Origin of the sequence: Pseudomonas sp. s4 (assembly GCF_046764235.1) — a bacterium.
In the GTDB taxonomy this organism is placed as follows: domain Bacteria; phylum Pseudomonadota; class Gammaproteobacteria; order Pseudomonadales; family Pseudomonadaceae; genus Aquipseudomonas; species Aquipseudomonas asiatica.
Map to the genome: position 1 here is coordinate 3732322 of NZ_CP177209.1, position 24851 is coordinate 3757172.

A 24851-nucleotide genomic window follows, 5' to 3' on the forward strand; every position below is an offset into this window, starting at 1 on the left:
AAAGGCCCACTGCACCATGGCCTGGCGAGCCGGATTGCTCAGGATGCCGCGCGGGGCATCAGTTCATACGGGTGCTTCCACCCTGGCAACGCCTGGATTCGCGCTTTCCATGCCTCGATGTGGGTGAACTGCGCCAACGCAATGCCAGTGTCCTCCGGCATGAACACATACCCGGCCAGCGACAGGTCAGCGATCGTCAGCCGGCCACCGACCATGAACGGTGTCTTCGCCAGGTGCGCGTCGACGATACGGTAGGCCGCCATGGCACGTTCACGCAGGAACCGGGTCACATCCGTTTCACCGGTTTTCTTCAGGCAGAAAAGAAAACGCAGCGCCGCGTAGTAGCTGGTGAACTTATGGTTATCGAACAGCATCCAGCGCCAGATCTCGCGCTTTTCGTCTTCGTCGCGGGGGCCGAACTGCCCGGTTTTCTCCGCGAGGTAGTCGAGGATCAGCGCAGACTGGGTAAAGGATTTGCCGGCGTGTTCCAGCACCGGCACCTCGCCCTGTTCGTTCACGTCGTCGCGCCAGGCTTGTTCGCGAGTCTGGCCATTGAAGAAATCGACGAACACCGGCTGCCAGTCCTGGCCTGTGAGTTCAAGCATCAGGGCGGCCTTGTAGGCGTTACCGGATTCGGCGAAGCAATGCAGCTTGTAGTCGGGCATGGGGAGAACCTTCATCCATTGAAATGATTGGGCCAGCAGCCCGAGCAGATCACGCCTGGCTGGACAGGGTCAATGCCTGTTTCCGATACGAAGGGAACTACCACCCCACCTGCGCTTTCTTAATCACTGAGTGGTTCAATTACTTGGGCTTCACGCTACTGGAGAACACACCATGCGCCACCTACTCCTCGCCCCTGCGCTGCTGCTCCTGCTGCCTGCCGGTGCTGCCCTGGCTGACGTCGACGCAGGCGACGTCGCAACCTCGGCCGGTGTTTCCGCTTCGCTTTACTCGACCTTCAAGGACGACAAACGGATCATCCCGGCGCGTGACGAGCTTTCGGCCTACGTCGCCAGCGGTGGTGCAATCCGTGGCGCCTATGTGGAGTCGGCGCTGGAACAGGCCCGCAAGGACAACCCAGGCCTGCAGGCCAATGATGAAGAGCTGGCCCGGGCCCTCCTCTCGCAGGATGACCGCATAGCCGATCATTGATTGATTGAGCTAATCCTGCACAGGCCTCTTCGCGGGTAAACCCGCTCCCACAGGCACCGCACCGACTTCAAACCCAGCGCAGCCTCCTGTAGGAGCGGGTTTACCCGCGAAAGGGCCGGCACAGGTAACACCTCAACCCCAGCCATCCATGCGCATGGTAGCCCTTACCAGCCGCTGCTCTTCCTGCTCGATCTCCCGCAAACTGTCGCGGATCCCGTTGATATGCTCGCGCGCCGCGCGCTGCGCCTGCTCGGGCAACTGCTCCATCACCGCGTGATACAACCGCGCATGCTGGCGGTCGATCTGGCGCTTCTGCGCCGGCCGGCAATACAAGTTGTTGACCGAGGCGAACACCGTGCTCAAGGTCAGGTCACTGAGCGATTGCAAGGTATGCACCAGCACCGGGTTGTGCGAAGCCTCGCTGATCGCCCTGTGAAAGGCATGGTCGCGGCGGGCATGTTCACGGGCATCCATCGCTTCTGGGGCTTCGTGCGCAGCCAGCATTTCTTCATAACGCCGGCGGATCAACAAACGGTCGACCTCGGTGGCCCGCAGTGCCGCCAGGCGCGCCGACTCGGCTTCCAGCAACGCCCGCACTTCCAGCAGGTCGAACAGCGTGCGCGGCTGCGAGCCGAACAGGTGCATCAACGGCGTGGCACCCGCATGGCCCGTCAGGTCGGCGACGAACGAGCCGCGCCCCTGCTCGGTGTCGATGATGCCGCGCCCGCGCAGGATGCGCAGGCCCTCACGCAGCGCCGAGCGCGAGCAGCCCAGCTTGTCCACCAGGCGCCGCTCCGACGGCAGGGCCTGGCCCACCTTGAGCACGCCTTCGACGATCAGCCGCTCGACCCGTTCGGCCACCTGGTCGGCGACCTTGGCCTTGCCTTCAGTACCCACTGCGTACCCTCCTGCTGGTAGGACCACTTCGACCACCTGCTTCAATCTAGCCGGGCAAAGCCGTCAATAACCAGTACCCGTCGCAAAAACTGGTAGGACCAGTTCACCCCGTGCTCGACCGCGGCGGCTGCCACGCGCAGGCTGCAAGGGTGAGCGCTTTGCCAACAACAACAAAAACCGTTGCCGAGTGAGCCGATGAATATCCTGTATGACGAACGCGTCGATGGCGCGCTGCCCGACGTGGATCGGGCGGCGCTGCTGCAAGCGCTGCGCGCTGCCCTGCCGGACCTCGAGATCCTGCACCGCGAGGAAGACCTCAAGCCCTATGAATGCGACGGCCTCTCAGCCTACCGCACGGTGCCGCTGCTGGTGGTGCTGCCCGAGCGCCTGGAGCAGGTGCAGGCGCTGCTCAGGCTTTGCCACCAGCGTGGCATGCCGGTGGTGGCACGCGGCGCCGGTACCGGCCTGTCGGGCGGCGCCCTGCCACTGGCCAAAGGCATCCTGCTGGTGATGGCGCGGTTCAACCGCATTCTCGAAGTCAACCCGCAGGGCCGCTTCGCCCGTGTGCAGCCCGGCGTGCGCAACCTGGCCATCTCCCAGGCGGCCGCGCCCTACGGCCTGTACTATGCGCCGGACCCGTCCTCGCAGATAGCCTGCTCCATCGGCGGCAATGTCGCGGAGAATGCCGGTGGCGTGCACTGCCTGAAGTACGGCCTGACCGTGCACAACCTGCTCAAGGTGGAAATCCTCACGGTCGAGGGCGAACGCCTGACCCTTGGCAGCGATGCCCTGGACAGCCCCGGTTTCGACCTGCTGGCACTGTTCACCGGCTCCGAAGGCATGCTCGGCATCGTCACCGAAGTCACCGTCAAGCTGCTGCCCAAGCCCCAGGTGGCACGGGTGCTGCTGGCCAGCTTCGACAGCGTCGAGGACGCCGGCCGGGCAGTGGCCGAGATCATCGCTGCCGGGATCATCCCCGGCGGCCTGGAGATGATGGACAACCTGGCGATCCGCGCTGCCGAGGACTTCATCCACGCCGGCTACCCGGTTGACGCTGCGGCCATCCTGCTGTGCGAACTGGATGGCGTCGAAGCCGATGTGCACGATGACTGCGAACGGGTCGCCGCCGTGCTGGCCCAGGCCGGTGCGCGTGATGTGCGGCTGGCCTGCGACGAGGCCGAGCGCGTGCGCTTCTGGGCCGGGCGCAAGAACGCCTTCCCGGCGGTGGGGCGCATCTCCCCGGACTACTACTGCATGGACGGCACCATCCCGCGCCGCGAACTGCCACGGGTGCTCAAGGGCATCAGCGACCTGTCCGCCGAATACGGCCTGCGCGTGGCCAACGTGTTCCATGCCGGCGACGGCAACATGCACCCGCTGATCCTGTTCGATGCCAACCTGCCAGGCGAGCTGGAACGTGCCGAAGCCATCGGCGGCAAGATCCTCGAGCTGTGCGTGGCCGTAGGCGGCAGCATCACCGGCGAACACGGCGTGGGGCGCGAGAAGATCAACCAGATGTGCGCACAGTTCAACAGCGACGAAATCACCCTGTTCCATGCGATCAAGGCCGCCTTCGACCCGCAAGGCCTGCTCAACCCCGGCAAGAACATCCCCACCCTGCACCGCTGCGCCGAATTTGGCGCCATGCACGTGCACCATGGGCAACTGCCCTTTCCCGAACTGGAGCGTTTCTGATGAGCATGGACCGCGACATCAGCCAGGCCCTGCTGGAGCAGGTCAACCAGGCGCTGAACCAGGCCACGCCGCTGCGTATCCAGGGTGGCAACAGCAAGGCCATGCTCGGCTGCCCGGTGGCCGGCGAGGTACTCGACACCCGCAGCCACCGCGGCATCGTCAGCTACGACCCGACCGAGCTGGTGCTGACTGCCCGCGCCGGCACGCCGCTGCGCGAGATCGAGGCAGCGCTGCACGAGGCTGGCCAGATGCTGCCCTGCGAACCACCGCACCTGGGCCCCGACGCCACCCTGGGTGGCATGGTCGCGGCCGGGCTGTCCGGCCCAAGGCGGCCGTGGGCCGGGTCGGTGCGCGACTATGTGCTGGGCACGCGGGTGATCACCGGCCACGGCAAGCTGTTGCGCTTTGGTGGCGAAGTGATGAAGAACGTTGCCGGCTACGACGTGTCGCGGCTGATGGCGGGCAGCTTCGGCTGCCTCGGGCTGCTGACCGAGGTGTCGCTGAAAGTGCTGCCCCGCCCGCGCCAGTGCCTCAGCCTGCGCCTGCCGATGGGCCGCCACCAGGCGCTGGCGGAGCTGGCCGAATGGGGCCAGCAGCCGCTGCCGATCAGTGCGGCCTGCCATGACAGTGACGCGCTGTACCTGCGCCTTGAAGGCGGCGAAGGCTCGGTGCAGTCGGCACGCCAGCGTCTGGGCGGCGAGGCACTGGACAGCAGCTTCTGGAGCGACCTGCGCGAGCAGCGCCTGGCGTTCTTTGCCGGCCCCGCGCCGCTGTGGCGCTTGTCCGTGCCCAACACCACCGGCGAGCTGGATTTGCCCGGCCAGCAGCTGATCGACTGGGGTGGCGCGCAGCGCTGGCTCAAGTCCACGGCACCGGCGCAACACATCCGCGAGCAGGTCGCCAAGGTTGGTGGCCACGCCACCTGCCATGCCCCTGGCGCTGCCAGCAGCCCACCGCTGCCTGCCGCGCTGATGCGCTACCACCGAGCGCTCAAGCAGCAACTCGACCCCCAGGGTGTGTTCAACCCTGGCCGCCTGTACCCGGACCTGTGAGGCCAGACCATGCAAACCAACCTGAGCGAAACCGCCCGGCACCTGGCCCGCGCCGACGAGGCCGAAAGCATCCTGCGCTCCTGCGTGCACTGTGGCTTCTGTACCGCCACGTGCCCCACCTACCAGCTGCTGGGCGATGAACTGGACGGCCCACGCGGGCGCATCTACCTGATCAAGCAGATGCTCGAAGGCGCGCCGATCACCGCCAGCACCCAGTTGCACCTGGATCGCTGCCTGACCTGCCGCAACTGTGAAACCACCTGCCCTTCCGGGGTGAAGTACCACGACCTGCTGGACATTGGCCGCGCCGTGGTCGAACAGCAGGTGCCACGCCCGCTCGGCCAGCGCCTGCTGCGCCAGGGCCTGCGTGCAGTGGTGCCACGCCCGGCGCTGTTCAAGGCCCTGACCCGCAGTGGCCAGGCCCTGCGCCCGCTGCTGCCGGCCACGCTCAAGCGCAAGCTGCCGGCGCGGGTCACCGCCCCCGGCCAACGCCCCGCACCGCGCCATGCGCGGCGGGTGCTGATGCTGGAAGGCTGTGTGCAACCGGCCCTGTCGCCCAACACCAACGCAGCCGCCGCACGCCTGCTGGACCGCCTGGGCATCAGCGTGGTGCCAATCCAGCAGGCGGGCTGCTGTGGCGCGGTGGACTACCACCTCAATGCCCAGGAACAAGGCCTGCAACGGGCGCGGCGCAATATCGATGCCTGGTGGCCTGCCATCGAAGCCGGCGCCGAGGCCATCGTGCAAACCGCCAGCGGCTGCGGCGCGTTCGTGCGCGATTACGGCCACCTGCTGGAAAAGGACCCGCGCTACGCCGCCAAGGCCGCACGGGTCAGCGCTCTGTCCCGCGACCTGGTGGAGGTGCTGCGCGACGAGCCGGTCGAGCAACTGGGCGTGTGCGTCGAACAGCGCCTGGCCTTCCATTGCCCATGCACCCTGCAGCACGCGCTGAAGCTGGGGGGTGCGGTGGAGGCATTGCTGACACGCCTTGGCTTCACCTTGACCCCGGTACCGGACGGCCACCTGTGCTGCGGCTCGGCCGGCACCTATTCGCTGACCCAACCCGAGCTGTCGCTACAACTGCGCGACAACCGCCTCAACGCCCTGGAAAGCGGCAAACCGCAAGTCATCGCCACCGCCAACATCGGCTGCCAGGCCCACCTCGACGGGGCCGGGCGCACACCGGTGCGGCACTGGATCGAAATCGTCGAAGCAGCCTTGAACCCGGAGAACCACCATGCATAGCAAGTCCGTTATCGGCCAGGCCGAAGTCGCCAAAGTGCTGACCGCCGCCCGCCAGGAAGCCCAGGCACAACAATGGAACGTGACCATTGCCGTGGTCGACGACGGCGGCCACCCGCTGGCCCTGGAGCGCCTGGACGGCTGCGCGCCGGCCAGCGCCTACATCGCGATGGAAAAGGCCCGCACTGCCGCACTGGGGCGCAAGGAGACGCGAGATTACGAGGAAATGGTCAATGGTGGCCGTACTGCTTTCGTTACCGCGCCGCTGCTGACCAGCCTGGAAGGTGGCGTACCGCTGCGGGTGGATGGCCAGGTGGTGGGGGCGATTGGCGTGTCCGGGGTCAAGGCCGAGCAGGATGCCCAGGTGGCCAAGGCCGGGGCGGCTGCCCTCTGAATCCTGTGCCGGCCTCTTCGCGGGCTTGCCCGCTCCCACAGGGCTTTCACAAGGCCTGAGACGGGTGCAGCACCTGTAGGAGCGGGTTTACCCGCGAAGAGGCCGGCAAAAGCAACATTTATCCAGAAGCCTGAACTTCGAGCGAACAGACAATGCCAAACCATCCACTCCAGATCGCCCCCACCCTGCAGCGCTTCATCGAAGATGAGGTCCTCCCCGGCACCGGCATCGAAGCCCGCACCTTCTGGCAAGGCTTCAGCACCCTGATCCACGACCTCGCACCACAAAACCGCGCCCTGCTCGCCGAACGCGAGCACCTGCAGACAGAACTCGACAACTGGCACCGCCAGCACCCCGGCCCGATCCGTGACATGGCCGCCTACCAGCATTTCCTGCAAGGCATCGGCTACCTTGTAGAGCCCCCGGCAAGCGTGCAGGTCAGCACCCGCAACGTCGACCGCGAGATCGCCGTGCAGGCCGGCCCGCAACTGGTAGTGCCACTGAGCAACGCCCGCTACGCCCTCAACGCCGCCAACGCCCGCTGGGGCTCGCTGTACGATGCCCTGTACGGCACCGATGCCATCGCCGAAACCGAGGGCACCGAACGTGGCCAGGGCTACAACCCGCAACGCGGCGCCAAGGTGATCGCCTATGGCCGGCAGTTCCTCGACACCGCGGCCCCCCTCGACGGTGCGTCGCACAACGACGCCAAGGCCTACGCGATCAGCCAGGGCACGCTGCAGGTAACCCTGGCCGATGGCCGCCAGGTCGGCCTCAGGCACCCCGCGCAACTGCGTGGTTACCAAGGTGAGCCGAACACGCCAACAGCGATCCTGTTGCAGCATCACCAGCTGCATTTCGAAATCCAGGTCGACCCGGCCAACGCCATCGGCCGGCAGGACCCGGCCGGGGTCAAGGACATCCTGCTGGAGGCCGCGCTCACCACCATCATCGACTGCGAAGACTCGGTAGCCGCCGTGGATGCCGACGACAAGGTCAACGTCTACCGCAACTGGCTCGGCCTGATGAAGGGCGACCTCAGCGAACAGGTCAGCAAGGGCGGCAAGACCTTCGAACGCACCCTGGCCGAAGACCGCCACTACCACGGCGCAGACGACCAGCCACTGACCCTGCCAGGCCGCTCGCTGCTGTTCATCCGCAACGTCGGCCATCTGATGACCAACCCGGCCATCCACGACCGCGATGGCCGGGAAATCCCGGAAGGCATACTCGATGCTGTGGTCACCAGCCTGATCGGCCTGCATGACCTCAAGCGCCGTGGCAATTCCCGCGAGGGCAGCCTGTACATCGTCAAGCCGAAGATGCACGGGCCGGCCGAGGTGGCCTTTGCCGACCAGCTGTTCGGCCGCGTCGAAGCCCTGTTGGGCCTGCCCGCACACACGCTGAAGATGGGCATCATGGACGAGGAGCGGCGTACCAGCGTCAACCTCAAGGCCTGCATCGCCAGCGCCGCGTCACGGGTGGTGTTCATCAACACCGGCTTCCTCGACCGCACCGGTGACGAGATGCACACGGCCATGGAAGCCGGCGCCATGCTGCGCAAGGGCGACATGAAAGGCAGTGCCTGGATCCAGGCCTACGAGCGCAGCAACGTACTGGTGGGGCTGGCCTGTGGCCTGCGCGGCAAGGCGCAAATCGGCAAGGGCATGTGGGCCATGCCCGACCTGATGGCGGCCATGCTGGAACAGAAAGTCGCCCAGCCCAGGGCCGGCGCCAACACGGCCTGGGTGCCCTCGCCCACAGCCGCGACACTGCATGCGCTGCACTACCACCAGGTGGATGTGGCGGCCGTGCAGCAAACGCTGGAACAGGTTGACCTGAATGCCCAGCGCGCCGAGTTGCTGCATGACTTGCTCAGTGTCCCGGTCAGCCCCGAGCGGCTCTGGAGCGCAGCCGAAATCCAGGCCGAGCTGGACAACAACTGCCAGGGTATCCTCGGTTACGTGGTGCGCTGGGTCGAGCAAGGGGTGGGCTGTTCCAAGGTGCCGGATATCCATGATGTGGGCTTGATGGAAGACCGCGCGACCCTGCGGATTTCCGCGCAGCACATTGCCAACTGGCTGCACCACGGGGTGGTCGATGCCGAGCAGGTCGAGGCGACCTTGCAACGCATGGCCGGCGTGGTCGACCAGCAGAATGCCGGGGACCCGGCGTACCGGCCGATGGCCGCCGGTTTCGAGGCATCGCATGCCTTCCGCGCTGCGAGGGAGCTGGTGTTCAAGGGGCGGCAGCAGCCCAGTGGCTATACCGAACCGTTACTGCATGGCTGGCGCTTGCGTTTCAAGCAGGAGGTTGGGCGCTGATGCTGACAGGGGCCGCTATGCGGCCCCACTGCATGAAAACAAGTGGTATTTCGGCACTTTCAGAAGTTTCCTATTCGGCGCTCGGAAGCGTCCTACTTGTTGCCTCTGCCCTCTGAAAACATGATCGGCACTGGATGACGCAAGGTAGCGATCCAGAGGAGGTTCCGCATGCACCTGTACGCCCGCCCCACTGCCGAATTGCGCAGCACCCTGCGCGAACTGCTGGCCCATGACATGAACAACCCCGATGACGACCCGCACCTGTCGGGGGTGATGTTCTTCTGCGCTACCGATGAACGCTCCCGCCAACTGATCGAGCGTATCGAGTTGCTGGCCAGCGAGTTGTTCTTCGACCCGAACGGGCGGGCCATCTCCGAGCATATGAAAGCGGCGGCGGTGGAAGGCGTTCGCATCAAGCGCAACCGCAAGGCGCCGGCGGACGAGACGGTGATACGTATCGCGCTGGCAGACAAGGGCTACATCACGGTGAGTACGGCACGCTTCTGATTACCTACCGCTTGCCTGGGGGCCGCATTGCGGCCCATCGCCGGCAAGCCAGCTCCCACCTCGACTGCACCGACCTCAAGCATTGTGCAGTTCCTGTGGGAGATTGCCCAGCCCTTTGGGCTGCGCTTTCGCGCAGAGAACAAATATCGCTCGTTTGACGCGGCCTGTGTAGGAGCAGCCTTGTGCTGCGAAGAGGCCGGTACAGCCAATAGACAGGCTTTGTCAGCCCCGGCCTCTTCGCAGCACAAGGCTGCTCCTACAGAACCTCGCCGAACCAATGAGTCATGTGTTGTTCTATGAGAGCTGGCTTGCCGGCGATGGGCCGCAAAGCGGCCCCATGCCCTTCCCCGACCAATCCGCTATCCTGAGCACTTCCCCGCTCCGGACCGCTCCATGGAACTGCACATTCGCCTGGAAGGCCGCAAAGGCCTGGCCGACCAGCTTTACCAGCAATTGCGTGCCGGCATCGACAGCGGCCACCTGGCCGCCGGCACCCAACTGCCGCCAAGCCGCCTGCTGGCAGAGCAGCTGGGCGTGTCGCGCAAGACCGTGGCCGAGGCCTATTCCCGGCTGACCTATGACAACCTGCTGAGCGGCGTGGTCGGCCGGGGCACCTTCGTCACCCCGCGCCAGCCGCTGCGCAGCAGCGAATCGCCCGCCACTCCCCTGGCTGGTGCCGCGTCGCTCGAGCGCTGGCAGCAGCGCGCCACCGTGCTGAGCCGACGCCAGCTGGAGGCTCCGTCGCGTTACGACTTCATCGGCGGGGCCTCGAGCAAGGCGCAGTTTCCGTTCGACCAGTGGCGCAGTTGCCTGAACTATGCCCTGCGCCGCAGCCAGCGCCATCCCGAGCGGCAGTTCCCTGCCCAGGGCCTGCCGGAGCTGCGCGAGGCCATTGCCCATCATGTCGCCTATGCCCGCGGCGTGCACTGCAGCGCCGCTGACCTGCTGGTGTGCAACGGCGCCCAGCAGGCACTGGACCTGATCGCACGGGTGCTGGTCGAGCCGGGTTGCCAGGTAGCCATGGAAGACCCGGGCTACCCGCCAGCGCGGCAACTGTTCCTGGCCCTGGGTGCGCGCCTGCAATCGGTACCGGTGGACAATGAAGGCCTGTGCGTGGAGCAGATCGCCGACGGCACCCGGCTGATCTATGTGACGCCCTCGCACCAGTTCCCGCTGGGCATGCCGATGAGCGAGCCACGCCGGCACGCCCTGCTGGCACGGGCCGCCGAGCTGGGTGCGTTGATCATCGAAGACGACTACGACTGCGAGTTCCGCTACCACGGCCCAGCCGCCGACGCTCTGCAGCGCCTCGACCGCCATGGCCTGGTGGCCTATGTGGGGACCTTTTCCAAGACCTTGCTGCCCGAGTTGCGCCTGGGCTACGCCGTGCTGCCGCCCGACGTGCTGAAGGCGGCCTGCGTGGCCAAGCACCTCAGCGACTGGCACAGCCCGACCCTGTTGCAGTGGGCACTGGCGCGCTTTCTCGGCGAAGGCCACCTGAACAAGCACATCCGCCGTTGCCACGAGGTCTACAGCGCCCGTCGCGAACGCATCCTCGCGCGGCTGGGCGGCGACTTGGCACCGTGGTTCAGCGCCATCCCCGCCAGCGCCGGGTTCCACCTCAGCGCCCTGGCCAAACCTGGGGTCGATGTCGAGCTGCTGGCCAACCTCGCACGCAAGGTGGAGGTCGGCCTGTATTCGCTCGCGCCGTTCTTCAGCGAAGCGCCAGTGCGCCCGGGGCTGTTGCTGGGCTTCGGCGCCATCGAGCTGCTGGACATCGACCCGGCGCTGGACCGGGTGCGCGACACCCTGCAGCGCCTCAGTTGACCGGCGCGGCCTTGCCCGCCACTACCGGGCGGGCAATCGCCGCGGCATAACCGCGAGGGTTGAACCACGTGGTAACCAGCAGCATCGCCACCACGGTCACGGTCAGCAGCGTCCACGAGGCCTGGAAATCACCGCTCATGTCGCGCAACCAGCCGGTGACGTAAGGCACGATGCCGGTGATGATGAAGCCGATGCCCTGCACGAACGCCGCCAGGCTGCCAGCCTCGGCAGGCGTCTTCAGGTGCTCCAGGGTCAGCGTCAGGCTCTGGCTGAAGCAGGCGCCCAGGCCGAAACCGATCATCGCCACCCACAGCCCCGAGGCCAGCGTGGGTGCCAGCAGCAGGCCGAGAAAACCCACCAGCTGGATCGCCAAGGCCAGCCACAGGCCCGGGCGTCGGTCTGCCCAGCGCCGCAGCAACAGCGGCAAGCCCAATGCACCGGCCACCTGAAAGATGGTCATCAGGCCAACCAGGTCGGCACCGCCCTGGGCGCTGCCACCATGCTCGATGTGATAGGCCGGCAACCAGGCCACCATGCTGGTGTAGCCACCGTTGATCAAGCCAAAGTACAGCGCCAGCAACCAGGCCCGACGCGTACCGAACCAATGACCGCCGGCGGCACCGGCCAGTTTCGGCGCCTCCTGGCGCGGCCGCAGCACGGCCCAGGCCAGCACCGCCAGCACAGCCGGGATCGCCCACACGCCCAGGCCGACCTGCCAATGGCCGAAGTAGCCACTGATGTGCGGCCCAAGCACGGCGGCCAGGCCGCCGCCGCTCATCAGCGCTGCCGAATACAGGCCCATCGCCCCCGCCAGGCGGCCGGGAAACCAGCGGTTGACCAGCCCCGGCATCATGCCCTGCACTACCGCCACCCCCAGGCCGGCGACCACCGCACTGGCAATCAGCGCCCAGGCGCTGCCCAGTTGCAGGCGCCACAGGCAGGCCAGGGCGATGGCAGACAGGCCAGCGAGCATGCCGCCATGTTCGCTGATCCAGCGCCGCAACCAGGGTTGCAGCAAGGGCACCAGGCCCATGCACAGCACCGGCAACGCCGTCAGCAAGGCCGCCTGCTGGTAACCCAGGCCAGTACTTGCGCGCATGGGTTCGAGCAACGGGCCGATGCTGGTCAGGATCGGCCGCAGGTTCAGTGCCAGCAGGATGACCAGCAGCAGGTTCAATGCCGCTCTCATTGTGCGTTGGCCTGTTTCCACTCAAGGTAAAGACCGGCTTCGCCGCTGGGCTTCAGGGCGCGCAGCGGCAGGCTCTGTTGCTGGGGCGGGCGAGCCATCTGCGCGTATACCGCCGCGGTGGACAAGCCGTAGGGTTCGCCCTCGGCGTTGTCGTAGGCAAACCAGGCCCGCTCGATGCCGCACAGGTGCATGGCCGCCAGGCACATCGGGCATGGGTGGCCGCTGGCGTAGACTTCGGCGCCGTCCAGGCGTGCCTGACCCAGGGCATGGCTGGCCTTGCGGATGGCCTGCATCTCGGCGTGGGCGGTCGGGTCCTGGGTGCTGTGGATCTCGTTGACCGCACGCGCCAGCACCTGCCCCTGGTACACCAGCACGGCGCCGAAGGGCCGGCCACCGGCCTGAATGTTGGCGCGGGCCAGGTCGAGCGCTTCGCGCATGTAGCGTTCTTCGGACATGAATCGGTTCCCCTGTTGCAAGACCTGATCATTATCCGGGCTTCGGCGGCCTGGCAGAAATGAAGAGATTGGATGCCTGTCAGTGGCCTCCCAAATGGCCGATTGGCCTCCCGCTTATGCGCGTGATTGGCTATCGGGGAGGCCAACGTGCGGCGCTACAGTAGCGCCATCCCCCCCCACACCCTTTGGAGACAGCCATGCACAACCGTATCGAATGGGCCAAGCACGCCCCCGAGGCCTACAAAGCCATGGTCGGCCTGGAGCAGGCCCTGGCCAAGAGCGGCCTGGAGAATTCCCTGCTGGAACTGGTGCGCCTGCGGGCTTCGCAGATCAACGGCTGCGCCTACTGCGTCAACCTGCACGCCAACGATGCGCGCAAGGCCGGTGAGACCGAGGCACGCCTGCAGACCTTGTGCGTCTGGCAGGAAACCGCCTACTTCACCCCGCGCGAACGTGCTGCGCTGGCCTGGGTGGAGAGCCTGACCAGGCTGCCCGAGCATGGCGCGCCGCAGGCGGAATATGAAGCCTTGCAGGAACACTTCGAGCCGGCCGAGGTGGCCAACCTGACCCTGGCAATTGCCGCCATCAATGCCTGGAACCGCTTCGGGGTCGGGTTTGCCATGGTGCCGGCCTGATCATTGAGCGGTAGCCTGTACCGGCCTCTTCGCGGGCTTGCCCGCTCCCACAGGGATCGCACAGGGCCTGAAAGCTGTGCTGCACCTGTGGGAGCGGGCAAGCCCGCGAAAGGGCCGGTGCAGGTGAACACTACCGCCCGGCCACCCGCGCCCGGTAGCTCCCGGGGCTCTGCCCGGTCCACTTCTTGAACGCCCGGTGAAACGCACTGGGCTCCTGGAACCCGGTCTGCTCGGCAATCTCGGCAATGCTCAACTCCCCTTCGCGCAACCGCTCGAAGGCCATTGCCCGACGCACCTCATCCTTGATCTGCTGGTACGAACGCCCTTCCCGCTCCAGCTGCCGACGGAAAGTACTGGCACTGACCCCCTGCTGCTGCGCCAGCGCCGCCAGCGTCGGCCACTGCCCATAACGCCGCGCCCGCAGGTGCCGGTACACTTCGGCCACCAGCCCGTTCTGGTTGCGAAAGCGAATCACCAGCCCCTGCGGCGCACTGCGCAGGAAGGTTTTCAGGGCCGCCAGGTCCTGCACCACCGGCAGGCGCAGGTAGGCGCTGTCGAACTCCACCTCGGTGCGCCCGCTGCCCAGGCGCAGGTCCGGCCCCCACAGCAGCAGGTCGTCTTCCTGGGCCGGGCGCGACACCGCCAGCTCGGTGCGGTCGATGGCGATCCGCCGCCCGGCCAGCCAGCACAGCATGCCGATCATCAGCACCAGGTAGGTTTCCTCGGCATATACCCGGGTCAGCGGGTCGGCGATGCTCGACTGCACGCTGATCAGCGCCCGCCCGCCACGCACCGTCAGGCTGCCGCGCAGATCGCGCAGGAACAGGCCAAAACCGCCCATGCACTGGCGCAAGGCCTTCTCCAGGTTCGGCTCCAGGATCAGGCCCCGGCAGATCAGGGCGAAACTGCCCGGCGGCATGCCGTGGCTGTCGAGGCGGAAGAACTCATCGTCCAGGCGCTGGATCAGCGCCAGCCACAGCTGGGCGAAGGCCTTGGCCGGTACGCGCGCCTGGGGCTGCTCGAGCAGTTGTGGGTCGATGCCCACCGCACGCAGCTGCGCATCGCGTTCGGCGGGGCAGTCGCGCAGGGCATGGAGCATGGCATTGAGGAAGTACACGGCGACCGAATCGCTATCGCGCATGGCGGTTTTCGCTGTCTATGCTGAGTGGCAAAAAGTGCCAGGTTGTCTGAACAGTTCCGGCATAGGCTGCAACAGAGCCTTTGCCTAGACTCGGTCCCACTCCGGGATCGTCGGCCATTCTCGCAGAGCCTGGCCCGGTCCCGCCATGCCTTCGCAATCGGAGCCCCTATGAGCAGCGCAGAAATCTACGTCGTCAGTGCCGTCCGTTCAGCCATTGGTGGCTTTGGCGGTTCCCTCAAGGACCTGCCGCTGGCCGACCTGGCCAGCGCCATCACCCGCGCCGCCATCGAGCGCTCGGGCGTGGCCGCCGAGCAAGTCGGCCACCTGGTGATGGGCACGGTGATCCCCACCGAACCGCGTGACGCCTACCTGGCCCGCGTAGCAGCAATGAACGCCGGCATCCCCAAGGAAACCCCGGCATTCAACGTCAACCGCCTGTGCGGCTCGGGCCTGCAGGCCATCGTCTCGGCAGCCCAATGCCTGCTGCTCGGCGACACCGACGTGGCCGTGGCGGCGGGCGCCGAATCCATGAGCCGTGGCCCGTACCTGCTGCCGCAGGCACGCTGGGGCGCTCGCATGGGTGACCTGCAAGGCATCGACTACACCGTCGGCGTGCTGCAGGACCCGTTCGAACACTTCCATATGGGCATCACCGCCGAGAACGTTGCGGCCAAGCACGGCATTACCCGCGAAATGCAGGATGAACTGGCCCTGACCAGCCAGCGCCGCGCCGCTCGCGCCATTGCCGAAGGCCGCTTCGCCAGCCAGATCGTTCCGCTGGAACTGAAAACCCGCAAGGGCAGCGTTCAGTTCAGCACTGACGAGCATGTGCGTGGCGAGGTGACCGCCGAGCAACTGGCAGGGATGAAGGCGGTGTTCAAGAAAGACGGTACCGTTACCGCCGGCAACGCCAGTGGCATCAACGACGGCGCTGGCGGCCTGGTACTGGCCACTGGTGATGCGGTGCGCCGCCTGGGCCTGAAGCCCCTGGCCCGCCTGGTGGGCTATGCCCATGCCGGCGTCGAGCCTGAACTGATGGGCCTTGGCCCGATCCCGGCCACCCGCAAGGTGCTGGAGAAGACCAGCCTGAGTGTGCAGGACCTGGACGTGATCGAGTCCAACGAAGCCTTCGCTGCCCAGGCTTGCGCCGTCGCTCGCGAACTGGGCTTCGACCCGGAAAAGGTCAACCCCAACGGTTCGGGCATTTCCCTGGGTCACCCGGTGGGCGCCACCGGCGCGATCATCGCCACCAAGGCCATCCATGAGCTGCAGCGCATCCAGGGCCGCTATGCCCTGGCCACCATGTGCATCGGTGGTGGCCAAGGCATCGCCTTGGTCTTCGAGCGCGTCTGACGGAGCCTGACACATGAGCATTGAACAGATTGCCGTGATCGGCGCAGGCACCATGGGCAACGGCATTGCCCAGGTGTGCGCGGTGGCCGGCTACCAGGTGCTGCTGGTGGACGTTTCCGACGCTGCGCTGGAGCGCGGCGTGGCCACCTTGAGCAAGAACCTCGAGCGCCAGGTCGCCAAGGGTACCCTCGACGCCGACAAGGCGGCAGCTGCCCGCACCCGCATTCGCACCAGCACCGACTACACCCAGCTCAGCAGCGCGCAAATGGTGATCGAAGCCGCCACCGAGAACCTGCAGCTCAAGCAGCGCATCCTGCAGCAGGTGGCCGCCAACGTCGCCGCCGACTGCCTGATCGCCACCAACACCTCGTCGCTGTCGGTCACCCAGCTGGCGGCCGGCATCGAGCACCCCGAACGCTTCATCGGCGTGCATTTCTTCAACCCGGTGCCGATGATGGCGCTGGTCGAGATCATTCGCGGCCTGCAGACCAGCGACAGCACCTACGCCCAGGCGCTGGTGGTGACCGAAAAGGTCGGCAAGACCCCGATCACCGCCGGCAACCGCCCAGGGTTCGTGGTCAACCGCATCCTGGTGCCGATGATCAACGAAGCGATCTTCGTGCGCCAGGAAGGCCTGGCCAGTGCCGAGGACATCGACACCGGCATGCGCCTGGGCTGCAACCAACCGATCGGCCCGCTGGCCCTGGCCGACCTGATCGGCCTGGACACCCTGCTGGCAATCATGGAGGCCTTCCATGAAGGCTTCAATGACAGCAAGTACCGCCCTGCCCCGTTGCTCAAGGAAATGGTCGCGGCCGGTTGGCTGGGGCGCAAGAGCGGCCGCGGTTTCTTCACCTACTGAGGAGCGAACGCCATGCCCCCGGTCAATGCCGCGATGCGCTGTGCCAACTTTGAAGAGCGACGTGACCGGGCCATGGCGCTGTTTGCCGAAAAGGGCTTCGGCCAGGTCAGCATGCGCGAGCTGGCGGCCCATGTGGGGCTTACCGCAGGCTCGCTATATCACCACTTCCCCAGCAAGCAGGACCTGCTGTACGACCTGATCGAGGAGTTGTACGAGGAATTGCAGGCCACCCTGGACCAGGGGCGCCGGGCAATGGCTCGCGGGGCGTCGGCGCTGAGCTGCCTGATTGCCGCGCACTGGCAGCTGCATGCCGAGCGGCCCATGCAGTTTCGCCTGGCGGAGCGTGATTTCTGTTGCCTGAGCGACGACCAGCAGGCGCGCCTGGCCTTGTTGCGCAAGCGCTATGAGGCGGGGTTGCTGAGGTTGATCGCACCGCAGGCGAAGGTGCAGGGGGAGGCCTTGATGGCCACGGCGCATGTGGTGGCGACACTCCTGAACCAGTTGCCGGGGCTGTTGAAGGCCTTGCCCGAAGAACAGGGGCTGGGGTTGATGGAAAGCATGCTGGTGGGTGGGCTGGAGCGGACCCTGCGCTAGCCTGCTCCGGCCCTATCGCCGGCAAGCCAGCTCTCATAGAACAACACATGACTCATTGGTTCGGCGAGGTTCTGTAGGAGCAGCCTTGTGCTGCGAAGAGGCCGGTACTGACAAAGCCTGTCTGTTGCTTGTACCGGCCTCTTCGCAGCACAAGGCTGCTCCTACAAAGGCCGCGTCAGACGAGCGATATTTGTTCTCTGCGCGACAGCGCAGCCCAAAAGGGCTGGGTAATCTCCCACAGGTACACCACAAGCCTGAAGACCTGTGGTGTACCTGTGGGAGCTGGCTTGCCGGCGATAGGGCCATCAGCTTTAACGCAACAGGAACTGGATCTGCTCGTGCAAGGTATCCAGGTCGAACGGCTTGGCCAGGATCGGTGCCTTGCGGGTGATCGGGCTGCCGGACTCGAGAATCTCCGCCGGGTAGCCGCTGATGAAGATCACCTTCAGGTCCGGCCGCAACTTCACCGCCGGCTCGGCAATGTCCACCCCGGAAATCCCGCCCGGCAAGCGGAAGTCCGTCACCATCAGGTCGAGGTGCGGCTTGCTCGCCAGGATCGCGAACGCCTGCTCGCCATCCTCGGCCACCAGCACGTGGTAGCCCTCGCCTGCCAGGTAATCACGCAGGATCATGCGAATCGCCGGTTCGTCCTCGACCACCAGTACTACATCTTGTGCATCTTCACTCATGTCAACGCCTTGAAATACTTACAACTGGCCATCAGACCCCAGGCTCACGCAGAGGTTGCCCTTGCCTGGTCGTTTTGTTGTTCGCAGGTTGCCAGTGGCAATTGCAAGGTGAAGGTGGCGCCTTTGCCCTCTTCACTCTCCACCAATATGCGCCCGCCATGGGCCTGGACGATCTGCTCCGATATGTACAGCCCCAGGCCCAACCCACCACTGGCCTGCTGGGTGGCGACCCGCTCGAACTGCTGGAATATGCGCTGCTGGTTGGCCACGCAGATGCCTATGCCATGGTCCTGCACCTGCACGCAGGCCTGGCCGTCCTGCTCGAACACCCGCACCTGTACCGGTTTGCGCTCACCATAACGCAAGGCATTGGACAACAGGTTGGCCAGCACCTGCTCGATGCGAAACTCGTCCCACTCGCCCAGCAGCGGCTCGCAGCGTTGCAATTCGATATGGGTGTCCAGTGCGCTGGCCTGGGCAGCAAAGTTCTCCACCAGGCCGCGCACCAGCAGGCCCAGGTCGAACGCCTTGGGCCGCAGCGACAGTTTGCCGGTGCGGATGCGCGATACATCGAGCATGTCTTCGACCAGGCGGATAAGGCTGTTGATCTGCCGCTCGTCGCGCTCGACCATGGCCTGCAGCTTGTCGACGCTGAAGGCGGCAAGGTTGCCGCGTGCCAGGTGCAGCTTGCGCAGCTGGGTTTCCAGGATCAGGCCATTGAGCGGGGTGCGCACCTCGTGGGACACGATCGACATGAAGTCATCGCGCATGCGCACGGCATGCTCCAGTTCACCCCGCGCCGTCTGCAGCTGGGCCAGCAGCAGCTCCTGCTCCTGGCGGCTGCGTTCCAGGGCCTGCAATTGGCGGTCGAGCACCTTGCGCTGGCGGTACAGGTCGACGAACACCGACACCTTGCTCTTCACCGCCAAGGTGTCGAGCGGCTTGTGCAGAAAGTCCACCGCGCCGCTTTCATAGCCTTTGAACGCGTAGTTCATCTCGCGCCCGGCGGCAGTGACGAACACGATGGGGATGTTGCGGGTCTTTTCCGTGCCGCGCATCAGCTCGGCCAGCTCGAAACCGTTCATGCCCGGCATCTGCACGTCGAGAATGGCCAGGGCGAACTCGTGCTCGAGCAACAGTGACAACGCTGCCTCGGCCGACTGGGCCTGGTGCACCTCGCGGTCTTGGCCCTGGAGCAGGGCGTCGAGGGCCAGCAGGTTTTCTGGCAGGTCGTCGACGATCAGCAGTTTGGCGATGGTGTGGCTTAGCATGCGCTGGGTTCCAGGGCGGCGAGCAATCGCTCGATGCCACTCAGAGAAAGAATATGGTCGGGCTGGTGCAGGGCCAGTGCGGCCTCCGGCATCAACGCCACTTGTGCGTCGCAAGGGTCCTGGACCACGGTCCGGCCCCCGTTGCGCTTGATATAGGCAAGGCCTTCTGCGCCATCCTCGTTGGCCCCGGTGAGCAACATGCCCAGCAGGCCGGCACCATAGGCATCGGCCGCCGACATGAACAGGTAGTCGATCGCCGGCCGGGAAAAATGCACCGGCGGCTCCTGGCTCAGCGACAGGGTCAGGTCACGCTCCACCGACAGGTGATAACCTGGCCCGGCCACGTAGATCTGCCCGGGGCGCAGCGGCTGTTTGTCACAGGCCTCGCACACTGGCCGCCGCAGGCGACGTTGCAGCACCTCGGCCAGCTGGCTGTGGCGGTCATCCGGCAGGTGCAGCACGCAAATTACCGGAATGGCGAAGCCGGCCGGCAACGCGCCCAGCACACTGAACAGCGCTGTAACGCCGCCGGCCGAGGCGCCGATCACCATCGCGCGTACGCCTTTCATGACTTGCGGTAGATCCGTTCGGGCTTGACCAGCGGTTCGAAGCGCTCGCTGTAGGCGGAAAAATCCACCGATTCCTTGCTGCCCAGCACCAGGAAGCCGCGGTGGCACAGGGACTCGTGGAACAGGCCCAGGGCGCGGTCCTGCAGTTCCTTGTTGAAGTAGATGAGCACGTTGCGGCACGACACCAGCTGGGTTTCGGAAAACACGCTGTCGGTGGCCAGGCTGTGGTCGGCGAAAGTCACGTTGTCCCGCAGGGTGCTGTCCATGATGGCGTTACCGTAGGCTGCCGTGTAGTACTCGGCAAAGTCCCGTCGGCCACCGGCGATGCGATAGTTTTCGGCGTACTCGCGCATGCTCTGCATCGAGTAGATACCCTGCTTGGCCTTGTCCAGCGAATGCGGGTTGATGTCGGTGGCATAGATGATGGTGCGCTCCAGCAGGCCCTCCTCGCGTAGCAGGATGGCCATTGAATACACCTCCTCGCCCGTGCTGCAGCCGGCAATCCACACCTTGATCGACGGCCAGGTGCGCAGCAGCGGCACCACTTCGTTGCGCAGCGCCAGGTAGTGCCCCGGGTCGCGGAACATCTCGCTGACCGGGATCGTCAGGTACTGCAGCAACTGCATGAACATGCCAGGGTCGTGCAGCACGCGCTCCTGCAGCGCCGACACCGTCAGGCAGTCGAACTGGCGCAGCGCATGCAGGATCCGGCGTTTGATCGACGCGCCGGAATAGTTGCGGAAATCGTAGCTGTACTTGAGGTAGATGGCCTCGATCAGCAAGCGGATTTCGATATCGGTGTTACGTTCGCTAGTCAAATTCGCTCCAGTTGTGGCAGCCACACACGGATCAGCGAGAACAAGCGGTCCAGGTCGATCGGTTTGGCCAGGTAATCGTTGGCGCCAGCCTGCAGGCAACGCTGCTGGTCATCCTTCATCGCCTTGGCGGTCACGGCAATGATCGGCAGCTTGCGCCAGCGTGGTTGCTGGCGGATCAGCCGGGTAGCCTCGAAGCCGTCCATTTCCGGCATCATCACATCCATCAACACCAGGTCGATGTCGTCATGCTGCTCCAGGCGCTCGATGGCCTCGCGGCCGTTGCGGCCGATTTCGACGATCGCGCCCTTGTGCTCCAGCGCGCTGGTCAGGGCAAAGATGTTGCGCACGTCGTCGTCCACCAGCAGCACCTTGCGGCCTTCGAAAACCTTGTCGCGGCTGCGCGCGGTCTTGAGCATGCGCTGGCGTTCGTTGGACAGCTGCGACTCGACCTTGTGCAGGAACAGCGTCACTTCGTCGAGCAGGCGCTCCGGCGAGCGGGCGCCCTTGATGATGATCGAGCGCGAATACTTGAGCAGGTCGGCTTCTTCTTCGCGGGTAAGGTTGCGCCCGGTATACACGATCACCGGCGGGAAGGCACGGATGTCTTCGGCGGTCATGCGCTTGAGCAACTCGTTGCCGAGCATGTCCGGCAGCTTGAGGTCGATGATCATGCAGTCGTAGATATTCTCGCGCAGCAACGCCAGGGCATCCTGGGCCAAGGCCACAGCGGTGATCTCGACATCGTCGTCGCCGATCAGGCGGGCAATGCTCTCGCGCTGCAGGTCGTCGTCTTCCACCAGCAGGATGTGCTTGAGCTTCTGGGTCAGCTTGGCCTCCAGCCGGGCGAAAACTTCCTTGAGTTGTTCACGGCTGGTGGGCTTGACCGCGTAGCCGACGGCACCCATGTGCATGGCGGCCTCGACGCGGTCCTCAACGGAAATGATATGCACCGGGATGTGCCGGGTGCTCGCTTGCTCCTTCAGGCGTTGCAGCACGGTCAGGCCGGAATGGTCGGGCAGGCGCATGTCCAGCAGGATGGCATCGGGGATGTACTGCACGGCCAGTTCGAAGCCCTCGTCGGCGCCCTGCGCCACCAGGCAGCTGTAACCCAGCTCGTGGGCCAGGTCGAAGAGGATGCGGGCGAAGTTCGGTTCGTCTTCGATCACCAGGATGCAGCGGTTGCCGAACGGCGCGCGCTCACGGTCATCGGCAAACACTGGTGTCGGGCGTTTCGGTGCTGCCACCACTGGTGCCTGCTGCGCGGGTGGCAGGCTATCGACCGCAGGGCGCAGGCTGAGCGGCTCGATATCCTGCGCCACGCGCTCATAGCGCTCCGGCAGGATCAGGCTGAATACACTGCCCTGGCCGGGGCTGCTGTCGACGCTGATCTGCCCACCCAGCAGGTGCGCCAGGTCGCGGGAAATCGACAGGCCCAGGCCTGTGCCGCCATAACGGCGGTTGCTGGTGCCATCCACCTGGTGGAATGCGCCGAAGATCGCCTGCTGCTGGTCGGCGGCGATGCCGATGCCGGTATCGCGCACGGCAAAGACGATGCCGGTGCCAGGCTGGTAACCGATGTTCAGGCTGACCTGGCCGCGCTCGGTGAACTTGATGGCGTTGGACAGCAGGTTCTTGAGAATCTGCTCCAGGCGCTGGCGGTCGGTGAACAGCGTGGCCGGCACCTGCGCCTCGGTGGTCACCTCGAAGGCCAGGCCCTTGTGCCCGGCCAACGGCTCGAACATGCCACGCAGGCCTTCGACCAGGCGTTCCAACTGGGTGCTTTCGGGGCGCACTTCGAGCTTGCCTGCTTCCACCTTGGCGATGTCGAGAATGTCGTTGATCAGGTTGAGCAGGTCGTTGCCGGCCGAATAGATGGATTCGGCGAACTTGACCTGCTCGTCGCTGAGGTTGCCCTCGCCGTTTTCCGCCAGCAGCTTGGCCAGGATCAGCGAGCTGTTCAGCGGCGTGCGCAACTCGTGGGACATGTTGGCGAGGAATTCGGACTTGTACTTGCTCGAACGCTGCAGTTCCTCGGCGCGCGCCTGCAGCTCGTCCTGGGCCTGGAGCAGTTCGTCGTTCTTGCGGTCCAGCGCCTCGGTGCGCTCCGACAGCTGCTCGTTGGTCTGCTCAAGCTCCGCCTGCTGGGTTTCCAGGTGGGCCTGGGACTCCTTGAGCACGCGGGATTGCTCTTCGAGCTCTTCGTTGGCGGTTTTAAGTTCTTCCTGCTGCACTTGCAGCTCTTCGTTCAGTTGCTGGGTTTCGGCCAGCACCTCCTGCAGGCGCTGCCGGTAACGGGCGCTTTCGATGGAAATACCGACGTTGCCACGGACCCGCTGCAGCATCTCTTCGTCACGCTCCTGCAACGGCCGCAGGAAGCCCAGCTCCAGCACGCCGTTGATCTGCCCGTCGTCGCTGGAGGGCATCAGCATGGCACTGCGCGGCAGGCCCCTGCCAAGGCCGGAACTGAGGTGGAAATAGTCTTCAGGCAAGTCGTCCAGACGCAGCAGCCTCGCTTCGCGCACGGCCTGGGCCAGCAGCCCCTCGTGGTCACCCAGTACCTGCTCGCGCGCCTGCTCCTCGGCATCCAGGCCATAGCTGGCAACACGCACCAGGCGGCCATGTTCGTCACGCACGTACAACGCACCTACCACGCTGCCCAGGTAGCTGGCGAAGAAACGCAGGATGTTGTCACCGAGCATGGGCAGGGTCAGCTGGCCAAGCACCTGTTCGGACAGTTGCGTCTGCCCGTTGCGCAGCCAGGCCTGATGCTCCAGGCGTTCGGCGGCGCGCTGCTGGGCCTGGAAGTTTTCGTCATAGGTAGCGGACAGCGTCAGCAGGTCGCGCCGCCCGAGGTAGGCCAGCAAGGCGCTGAGGCCGACGATGAACAGCACGAAGGACGACATGACCGTGACGGTCACACTGTTGACCCGCTCGTTGCGCGCCATGCGCAATTGTTGTTCGCTGCCGATGAGGTTGTCGAACTCCTTGCGGATCTCGTCGGTCAGGCGCTTGCCGCGGCCGTTGCCGATCAAGGCGCGGTAATCACCCTGGCTGCGGCGCAAGTTGATCATCTCGCTGCCGAAGGTGTTCCACGCTTGCTGCAGGGCGATCAGCCGGTCGATGCGTTCGACCTGTTGCGGGTTGTCCTCGACCATGCCGCGCAGGCTCTGCAGGCTGCCGAAAATGCGCGGCTTGGCCACCTCGTAGGGGTCGAGGAAACGCTCATCGCCGGTGATCAGGAAGCCACGCATGCCGGTTTCCATGTCGATCGACAGTTTGACCGCTTCGTTGGCATTGCCGATTACGCGGTCGGTGTGCTCGACCCACTGCAAGGCCGAAAGCAGGTAGTTGATCACCGCAACGAAGGCCACGGCCCCCAGCAGGCCAACCCCCAGGGGTAGGCCGACGTTGCGGCTCAACAGCTTGCGGAAGCTTCGCTGGTCCATCGAGGCTGCTTGAATCATGTGAAAACGCCCGAGCTAAAAGTCCATTGAAAGGTGTGGCGGATCTGTCGTTGTCATTATCTGCCACTGCGCCGTCCTGTTAAGCGAGTCTAACCAGCTTTGCCGGGTCTGGCAGGGCATTTAGCCAGTATTTGAAGGCAGCGTGCGCCAAACGTTCCATCTGATTGCAGTGCCCGGTATCCTCGGGAACTTCTGCTGCCATCTGGAGCACAGATTAAAGACATTCATTAGCACAGGATCCGAACCATGCACCTTCTGGTAGTCGAAGACGACGACATCGTACGCATGCTGATGGTCGAAGTGCTCGACGAACTGGGCTACACGGTCATCGAGGCGGACAGTGCCGGCGCGGCGCTGCGCATTATCGAGGACCCGGGCCAGGAGTTGGCGCTGATGCTGACCGACGTGGGGTTGCCAGACATGGGTGGCGAAGAGCTGGCCGGCAAGGCGCGCGAGCTGCGGCCGCTGTTGCCGGTGCTGTTCGCCAGTGGTTATGCCGAGAACGTCAATGTACCGGAGGGCATGCACCTGATCGGCAAGCCGTTCAGCATCGACCAGTTGCGCGACAAGGTACAGGCCATTCTGGGTAACCCTTGAAATCGGTGTCGCCTGGTTCGCGGGCTTGCCCGCTCCCACAGGGTCAGCACAAGTTTGAGTGCAGTGGAATACCTGTGGGAGCGGGCGAGCCCGCGAAGAGGCTGGCACAGGCTGTAGCTGA

Annotated in this window: 23 protein-coding genes; 13 read left to right on the forward strand and 10 right to left on the reverse strand. The window is 65.3% G+C overall.

Translation table 11 applies throughout. The features are described 5' to 3' along the window. Positions 1-38 precede the first annotated feature (38 nt). The gene (locus ACK56M_RS17325; protein ID WP_015270789.1) at positions 39-665 is read right to left on the reverse strand and encodes a glutathione S-transferase family protein; all 627 of its coding nucleotides are present in this window, start codon (positions 663-665) and stop codon (positions 39-41) included. Positions 666-837: 172 nt separating this feature from the next. Here ACK56M_RS17325 and ACK56M_RS17330 point away from each other — a divergent pair, with 172 nt between their 5' ends. Beyond that, positions 838-1155, forward strand: coding sequence for a DUF2388 domain-containing protein (locus ACK56M_RS17330; protein WP_003260922.1), 318 nt, complete (start codon positions 838-840; stop codon positions 1153-1155). 132 nt (positions 1156-1287) lie between these two features. On the opposite strand, the gene glcC is transcribed toward ACK56M_RS17330, so the two are convergent. Next, positions 1288-2052: a transcriptional regulator GlcC gene (glcC, locus tag ACK56M_RS17335; protein ID WP_015270791.1), complete on the reverse strand. Its 765-nt coding sequence runs from the start codon at positions 2050-2052 to the stop codon at positions 1288-1290. A 195-nt stretch (positions 2053-2247) separates the two neighbouring features. Between glcC and glcD the strand changes: the two genes are divergently transcribed. The 7 genes from glcD (at position 2248) to ACK56M_RS17370 (ending at position 11093) form a co-directional block, all read left to right on the forward strand. Continuing rightward, positions 2248-3747: a glycolate oxidase subunit GlcD gene (gene glcD / locus ACK56M_RS17340; RefSeq protein ID WP_411958816.1), complete on the forward strand. Its 1500-nt coding sequence runs from the start codon at positions 2248-2250 to the stop codon at positions 3745-3747. Beyond that, positions 3747-4799 (forward strand): glycolate oxidase subunit GlcE, encoded by a 1053-nt coding sequence (glcE, locus tag ACK56M_RS17345; RefSeq protein WP_015270793.1) that lies wholly within the window; start codon positions 3747-3749, stop codon positions 4797-4799. Before glcD ends, glcE begins: the two co-directional genes overlap by 1 nt. A 9-nt stretch (positions 4800-4808) precedes the next feature. Then, complete coding sequence (glcF, locus tag ACK56M_RS17350) at positions 4809-6044, forward strand: glycolate oxidase subunit GlcF (RefSeq protein WP_015270794.1); 1236 nt, start codon at positions 4809-4811, stop codon at positions 6042-6044. Beyond that, complete coding sequence (locus tag ACK56M_RS17355) at positions 6037-6435, forward strand: heme-binding protein (protein WP_003260918.1); 399 nt, start codon at positions 6037-6039, stop codon at positions 6433-6435. Before glcF ends, ACK56M_RS17355 begins: the two co-directional genes overlap by 8 nt. Before the next feature lie 152 nt (positions 6436-6587). Continuing rightward, positions 6588-8759, forward strand: coding sequence for a malate synthase G (locus ACK56M_RS17360; RefSeq protein WP_411958817.1), 2172 nt, complete (start codon positions 6588-6590; stop codon positions 8757-8759). Positions 8760-8927: 168 nt separating this feature from the next. After that, positions 8928-9266 carry a hypothetical protein gene (locus tag ACK56M_RS17365; RefSeq protein WP_015270796.1) on the forward strand — a complete coding sequence of 113 codons (339 nt, stop codon included), beginning with the start codon at positions 8928-8930 and terminating at the stop codon, positions 9264-9266. Between the two features lie 393 nt (positions 9267-9659). Continuing rightward, positions 9660-11093: a PLP-dependent aminotransferase family protein gene (locus ACK56M_RS17370; protein ID WP_100414185.1), complete on the forward strand. Its 1434-nt coding sequence runs from the start codon at positions 9660-9662 to the stop codon at positions 11091-11093. Here ACK56M_RS17370 and ACK56M_RS17375 read toward each other — a convergent pair. Both ACK56M_RS17375 and ACK56M_RS17380 read right to left on the reverse strand, forming a co-directional pair. Continuing rightward, positions 11086-12282, reverse strand: a complete 1197-nt coding sequence (locus tag ACK56M_RS17375; RefSeq protein WP_043935700.1) for a CynX/NimT family MFS transporter — start codon at positions 12280-12282, stop codon at positions 11086-11088. The genes ACK56M_RS17370 and ACK56M_RS17375 overlap by 8 nt on opposite strands. Continuing rightward, a complete protein-coding gene (locus tag ACK56M_RS17380; protein WP_085720598.1) occupies positions 12279-12737 on the reverse strand; it encodes a nucleoside deaminase in 459 nt (152 codons plus the stop codon). The genes ACK56M_RS17375 and ACK56M_RS17380 overlap by 4 nt, the downstream gene beginning before the upstream one ends. 197 nt (positions 12738-12934) lie before the next feature. Between ACK56M_RS17380 and ACK56M_RS17385 the strand changes: the two genes are divergently transcribed. Next, on the forward strand, positions 12935-13372 hold the full coding sequence (locus ACK56M_RS17385) for a carboxymuconolactone decarboxylase family protein (RefSeq protein WP_015270800.1): 438 nt from the start codon (positions 12935-12937) through the stop codon (positions 13370-13372). A gap of 130 nt (positions 13373-13502) precedes the next feature. On the opposite strand, the gene ACK56M_RS17390 is transcribed toward ACK56M_RS17385, so the two are convergent. Then, positions 13503-14513: an AraC family transcriptional regulator gene (locus ACK56M_RS17390; protein WP_253139586.1), complete on the reverse strand. Its 1011-nt coding sequence runs from the start codon at positions 14511-14513 to the stop codon at positions 13503-13505. Positions 14514-14681: 168 nt separating this feature from the next. Here ACK56M_RS17390 and ACK56M_RS17395 point away from each other — a divergent pair, with 168 nt between their 5' ends. The 3 genes from ACK56M_RS17395 to ACK56M_RS17405 are packed head-to-tail and all read left to right on the forward strand — an operon-like array spanning position 14682 to position 17322. Further along, positions 14682-15866 (forward strand): acetyl-CoA C-acyltransferase family protein, encoded by a 1185-nt coding sequence (locus ACK56M_RS17395; protein ID WP_309668712.1) that lies wholly within the window; start codon positions 14682-14684, stop codon positions 15864-15866. Between the two features lie 13 nt (positions 15867-15879). Next, positions 15880-16728: a 3-hydroxybutyryl-CoA dehydrogenase gene (locus ACK56M_RS17400; protein WP_085720596.1), complete on the forward strand. Its 849-nt coding sequence runs from the start codon at positions 15880-15882 to the stop codon at positions 16726-16728. 12 nt (positions 16729-16740) lie between these two features. Next, positions 16741-17322 (forward strand): TetR/AcrR family transcriptional regulator, encoded by a 582-nt coding sequence (locus tag ACK56M_RS17405; protein WP_100414183.1) that lies wholly within the window; start codon positions 16741-16743, stop codon positions 17320-17322. A gap of 311 nt (positions 17323-17633) precedes the next feature. On the opposite strand, the gene ACK56M_RS17410 is transcribed toward ACK56M_RS17405, so the two are convergent. From ACK56M_RS17410 to ACK56M_RS17430, 5 genes are read right to left on the reverse strand one after another with little or no spacing between them, the layout of a single operon-like run. Then, positions 17634-18011, reverse strand: a complete 378-nt coding sequence (locus tag ACK56M_RS17410) for a response regulator (protein ID WP_085591025.1) — start codon at positions 18009-18011, stop codon at positions 17634-17636. Positions 18012-18055: 44 nt separating this feature from the next. After that, complete coding sequence (locus ACK56M_RS17415) at positions 18056-19282, reverse strand: hybrid sensor histidine kinase/response regulator (RefSeq protein WP_015270804.1); 1227 nt, start codon at positions 19280-19282, stop codon at positions 18056-18058. After that, complete coding sequence (locus tag ACK56M_RS17420; RefSeq protein WP_013973112.1) at positions 19276-19851, reverse strand: chemotaxis protein CheB; 576 nt, start codon at positions 19849-19851, stop codon at positions 19276-19278. Before ACK56M_RS17420 ends, ACK56M_RS17415 begins: the two co-directional genes overlap by 7 nt. Beyond that, positions 19848-20669, reverse strand: a complete 822-nt coding sequence (locus tag ACK56M_RS17425; protein WP_003259474.1) for a CheR family methyltransferase — start codon at positions 20667-20669, stop codon at positions 19848-19850. The genes ACK56M_RS17420 and ACK56M_RS17425 overlap by 4 nt, the downstream gene beginning before the upstream one ends. After that, a complete protein-coding gene (locus ACK56M_RS17430) occupies positions 20666-24133 on the reverse strand; it encodes a response regulator (protein WP_217190157.1) in 3468 nt (1155 codons plus the stop codon). The genes ACK56M_RS17425 and ACK56M_RS17430 overlap by 4 nt, the downstream gene beginning before the upstream one ends. Positions 24134-24379: 246 nt before the next feature. Here ACK56M_RS17430 and ACK56M_RS17435 point away from each other — a divergent pair, with 246 nt between their 5' ends. After that, positions 24380-24730: a response regulator gene (locus ACK56M_RS17435; RefSeq protein WP_015270807.1), complete on the forward strand. Its 351-nt coding sequence runs from the start codon at positions 24380-24382 to the stop codon at positions 24728-24730. Positions 24731-24851: the final 121 nt, after the last annotated feature.

What these genes read in the sequence shown, in the direction of transcription:
- ACK56M_RS17370 (WP_100414185.1), top strand. Translation starts at nt 9,660, where the DNA reads ATGGAACTGCACATTCGCCTGGAAGGCCGCAAAGGCCTGGCCGACCAG.
- ACK56M_RS17360 (WP_411958817.1), top strand. Translation starts at nt 6,588, where the DNA reads ATGCCAAACCATCCACTCCAGATCGCCCCCACCCTGCAGCGCTTCATC.
- ACK56M_RS17420 (WP_013973112.1), bottom strand. Translation starts at nt 19,851, where the DNA reads ATGAAAGGCGTACGCGCGATGGTGATCGGCGCCTCGGCCGGCGGCGTT.
- ACK56M_RS17325 (WP_015270789.1), bottom strand. Translation starts at nt 665, where the DNA reads ATGCCCGACTACAAGCTGCATTGCTTCGCCGAATCCGGTAACGCCTAC.
- ACK56M_RS17415 (WP_015270804.1), bottom strand. Translation starts at nt 19,282, where the DNA reads ATGCTAAGCCACACCATCGCCAAACTGCTGATCGTCGACGACCTGCCA.
- ACK56M_RS17380 (WP_085720598.1), bottom strand. Translation starts at nt 12,737, where the DNA reads ATGTCCGAAGAACGCTACATGCGCGAAGCGCTCGACCTGGCCCGCGCC.
- ACK56M_RS17330 (WP_003260922.1), top strand. Translation starts at nt 838, where the DNA reads ATGCGCCACCTACTCCTCGCCCCTGCGCTGCTGCTCCTGCTGCCTGCC.
- glcD (WP_411958816.1), top strand. Translation starts at nt 2,248, where the DNA reads ATGAATATCCTGTATGACGAACGCGTCGATGGCGCGCTGCCCGACGTG.
- ACK56M_RS17405 (WP_100414183.1), top strand. Translation starts at nt 16,741, where the DNA reads ATGCCCCCGGTCAATGCCGCGATGCGCTGTGCCAACTTTGAAGAGCGA.
- glcE (WP_015270793.1), top strand. Translation starts at nt 3,747, where the DNA reads ATGAGCATGGACCGCGACATCAGCCAGGCCCTGCTGGAGCAGGTCAAC.
- ACK56M_RS17385 (WP_015270800.1), top strand. Translation starts at nt 12,935, where the DNA reads ATGCACAACCGTATCGAATGGGCCAAGCACGCCCCCGAGGCCTACAAA.
- ACK56M_RS17390 (WP_253139586.1), bottom strand. Translation starts at nt 14,513, where the DNA reads ATGCGCGATAGCGATTCGGTCGCCGTGTACTTCCTCAATGCCATGCTC.
- ACK56M_RS17410 (WP_085591025.1), bottom strand. Translation starts at nt 18,011, where the DNA reads ATGAGTGAAGATGCACAAGATGTAGTACTGGTGGTCGAGGACGAACCG.
- ACK56M_RS17355 (WP_003260918.1), top strand. Translation starts at nt 6,037, where the DNA reads ATGCATAGCAAGTCCGTTATCGGCCAGGCCGAAGTCGCCAAAGTGCTG.
- ACK56M_RS17435 (WP_015270807.1), top strand. Translation starts at nt 24,380, where the DNA reads ATGCACCTTCTGGTAGTCGAAGACGACGACATCGTACGCATGCTGATG.
- ACK56M_RS17375 (WP_043935700.1), bottom strand. Translation starts at nt 12,282, where the DNA reads ATGAGAGCGGCATTGAACCTGCTGCTGGTCATCCTGCTGGCACTGAAC.
- ACK56M_RS17400 (WP_085720596.1), top strand. Translation starts at nt 15,880, where the DNA reads ATGAGCATTGAACAGATTGCCGTGATCGGCGCAGGCACCATGGGCAAC.
- ACK56M_RS17430 (WP_217190157.1), bottom strand. Translation starts at nt 24,133, where the DNA reads ATGATTCAAGCAGCCTCGATGGACCAGCGAAGCTTCCGCAAGCTGTTG.
- ACK56M_RS17395 (WP_309668712.1), top strand. Translation starts at nt 14,682, where the DNA reads ATGAGCAGCGCAGAAATCTACGTCGTCAGTGCCGTCCGTTCAGCCATT.
- glcF (WP_015270794.1), top strand. Translation starts at nt 4,809, where the DNA reads ATGCAAACCAACCTGAGCGAAACCGCCCGGCACCTGGCCCGCGCCGAC.
- ACK56M_RS17365 (WP_015270796.1), top strand. Translation starts at nt 8,928, where the DNA reads ATGCACCTGTACGCCCGCCCCACTGCCGAATTGCGCAGCACCCTGCGC.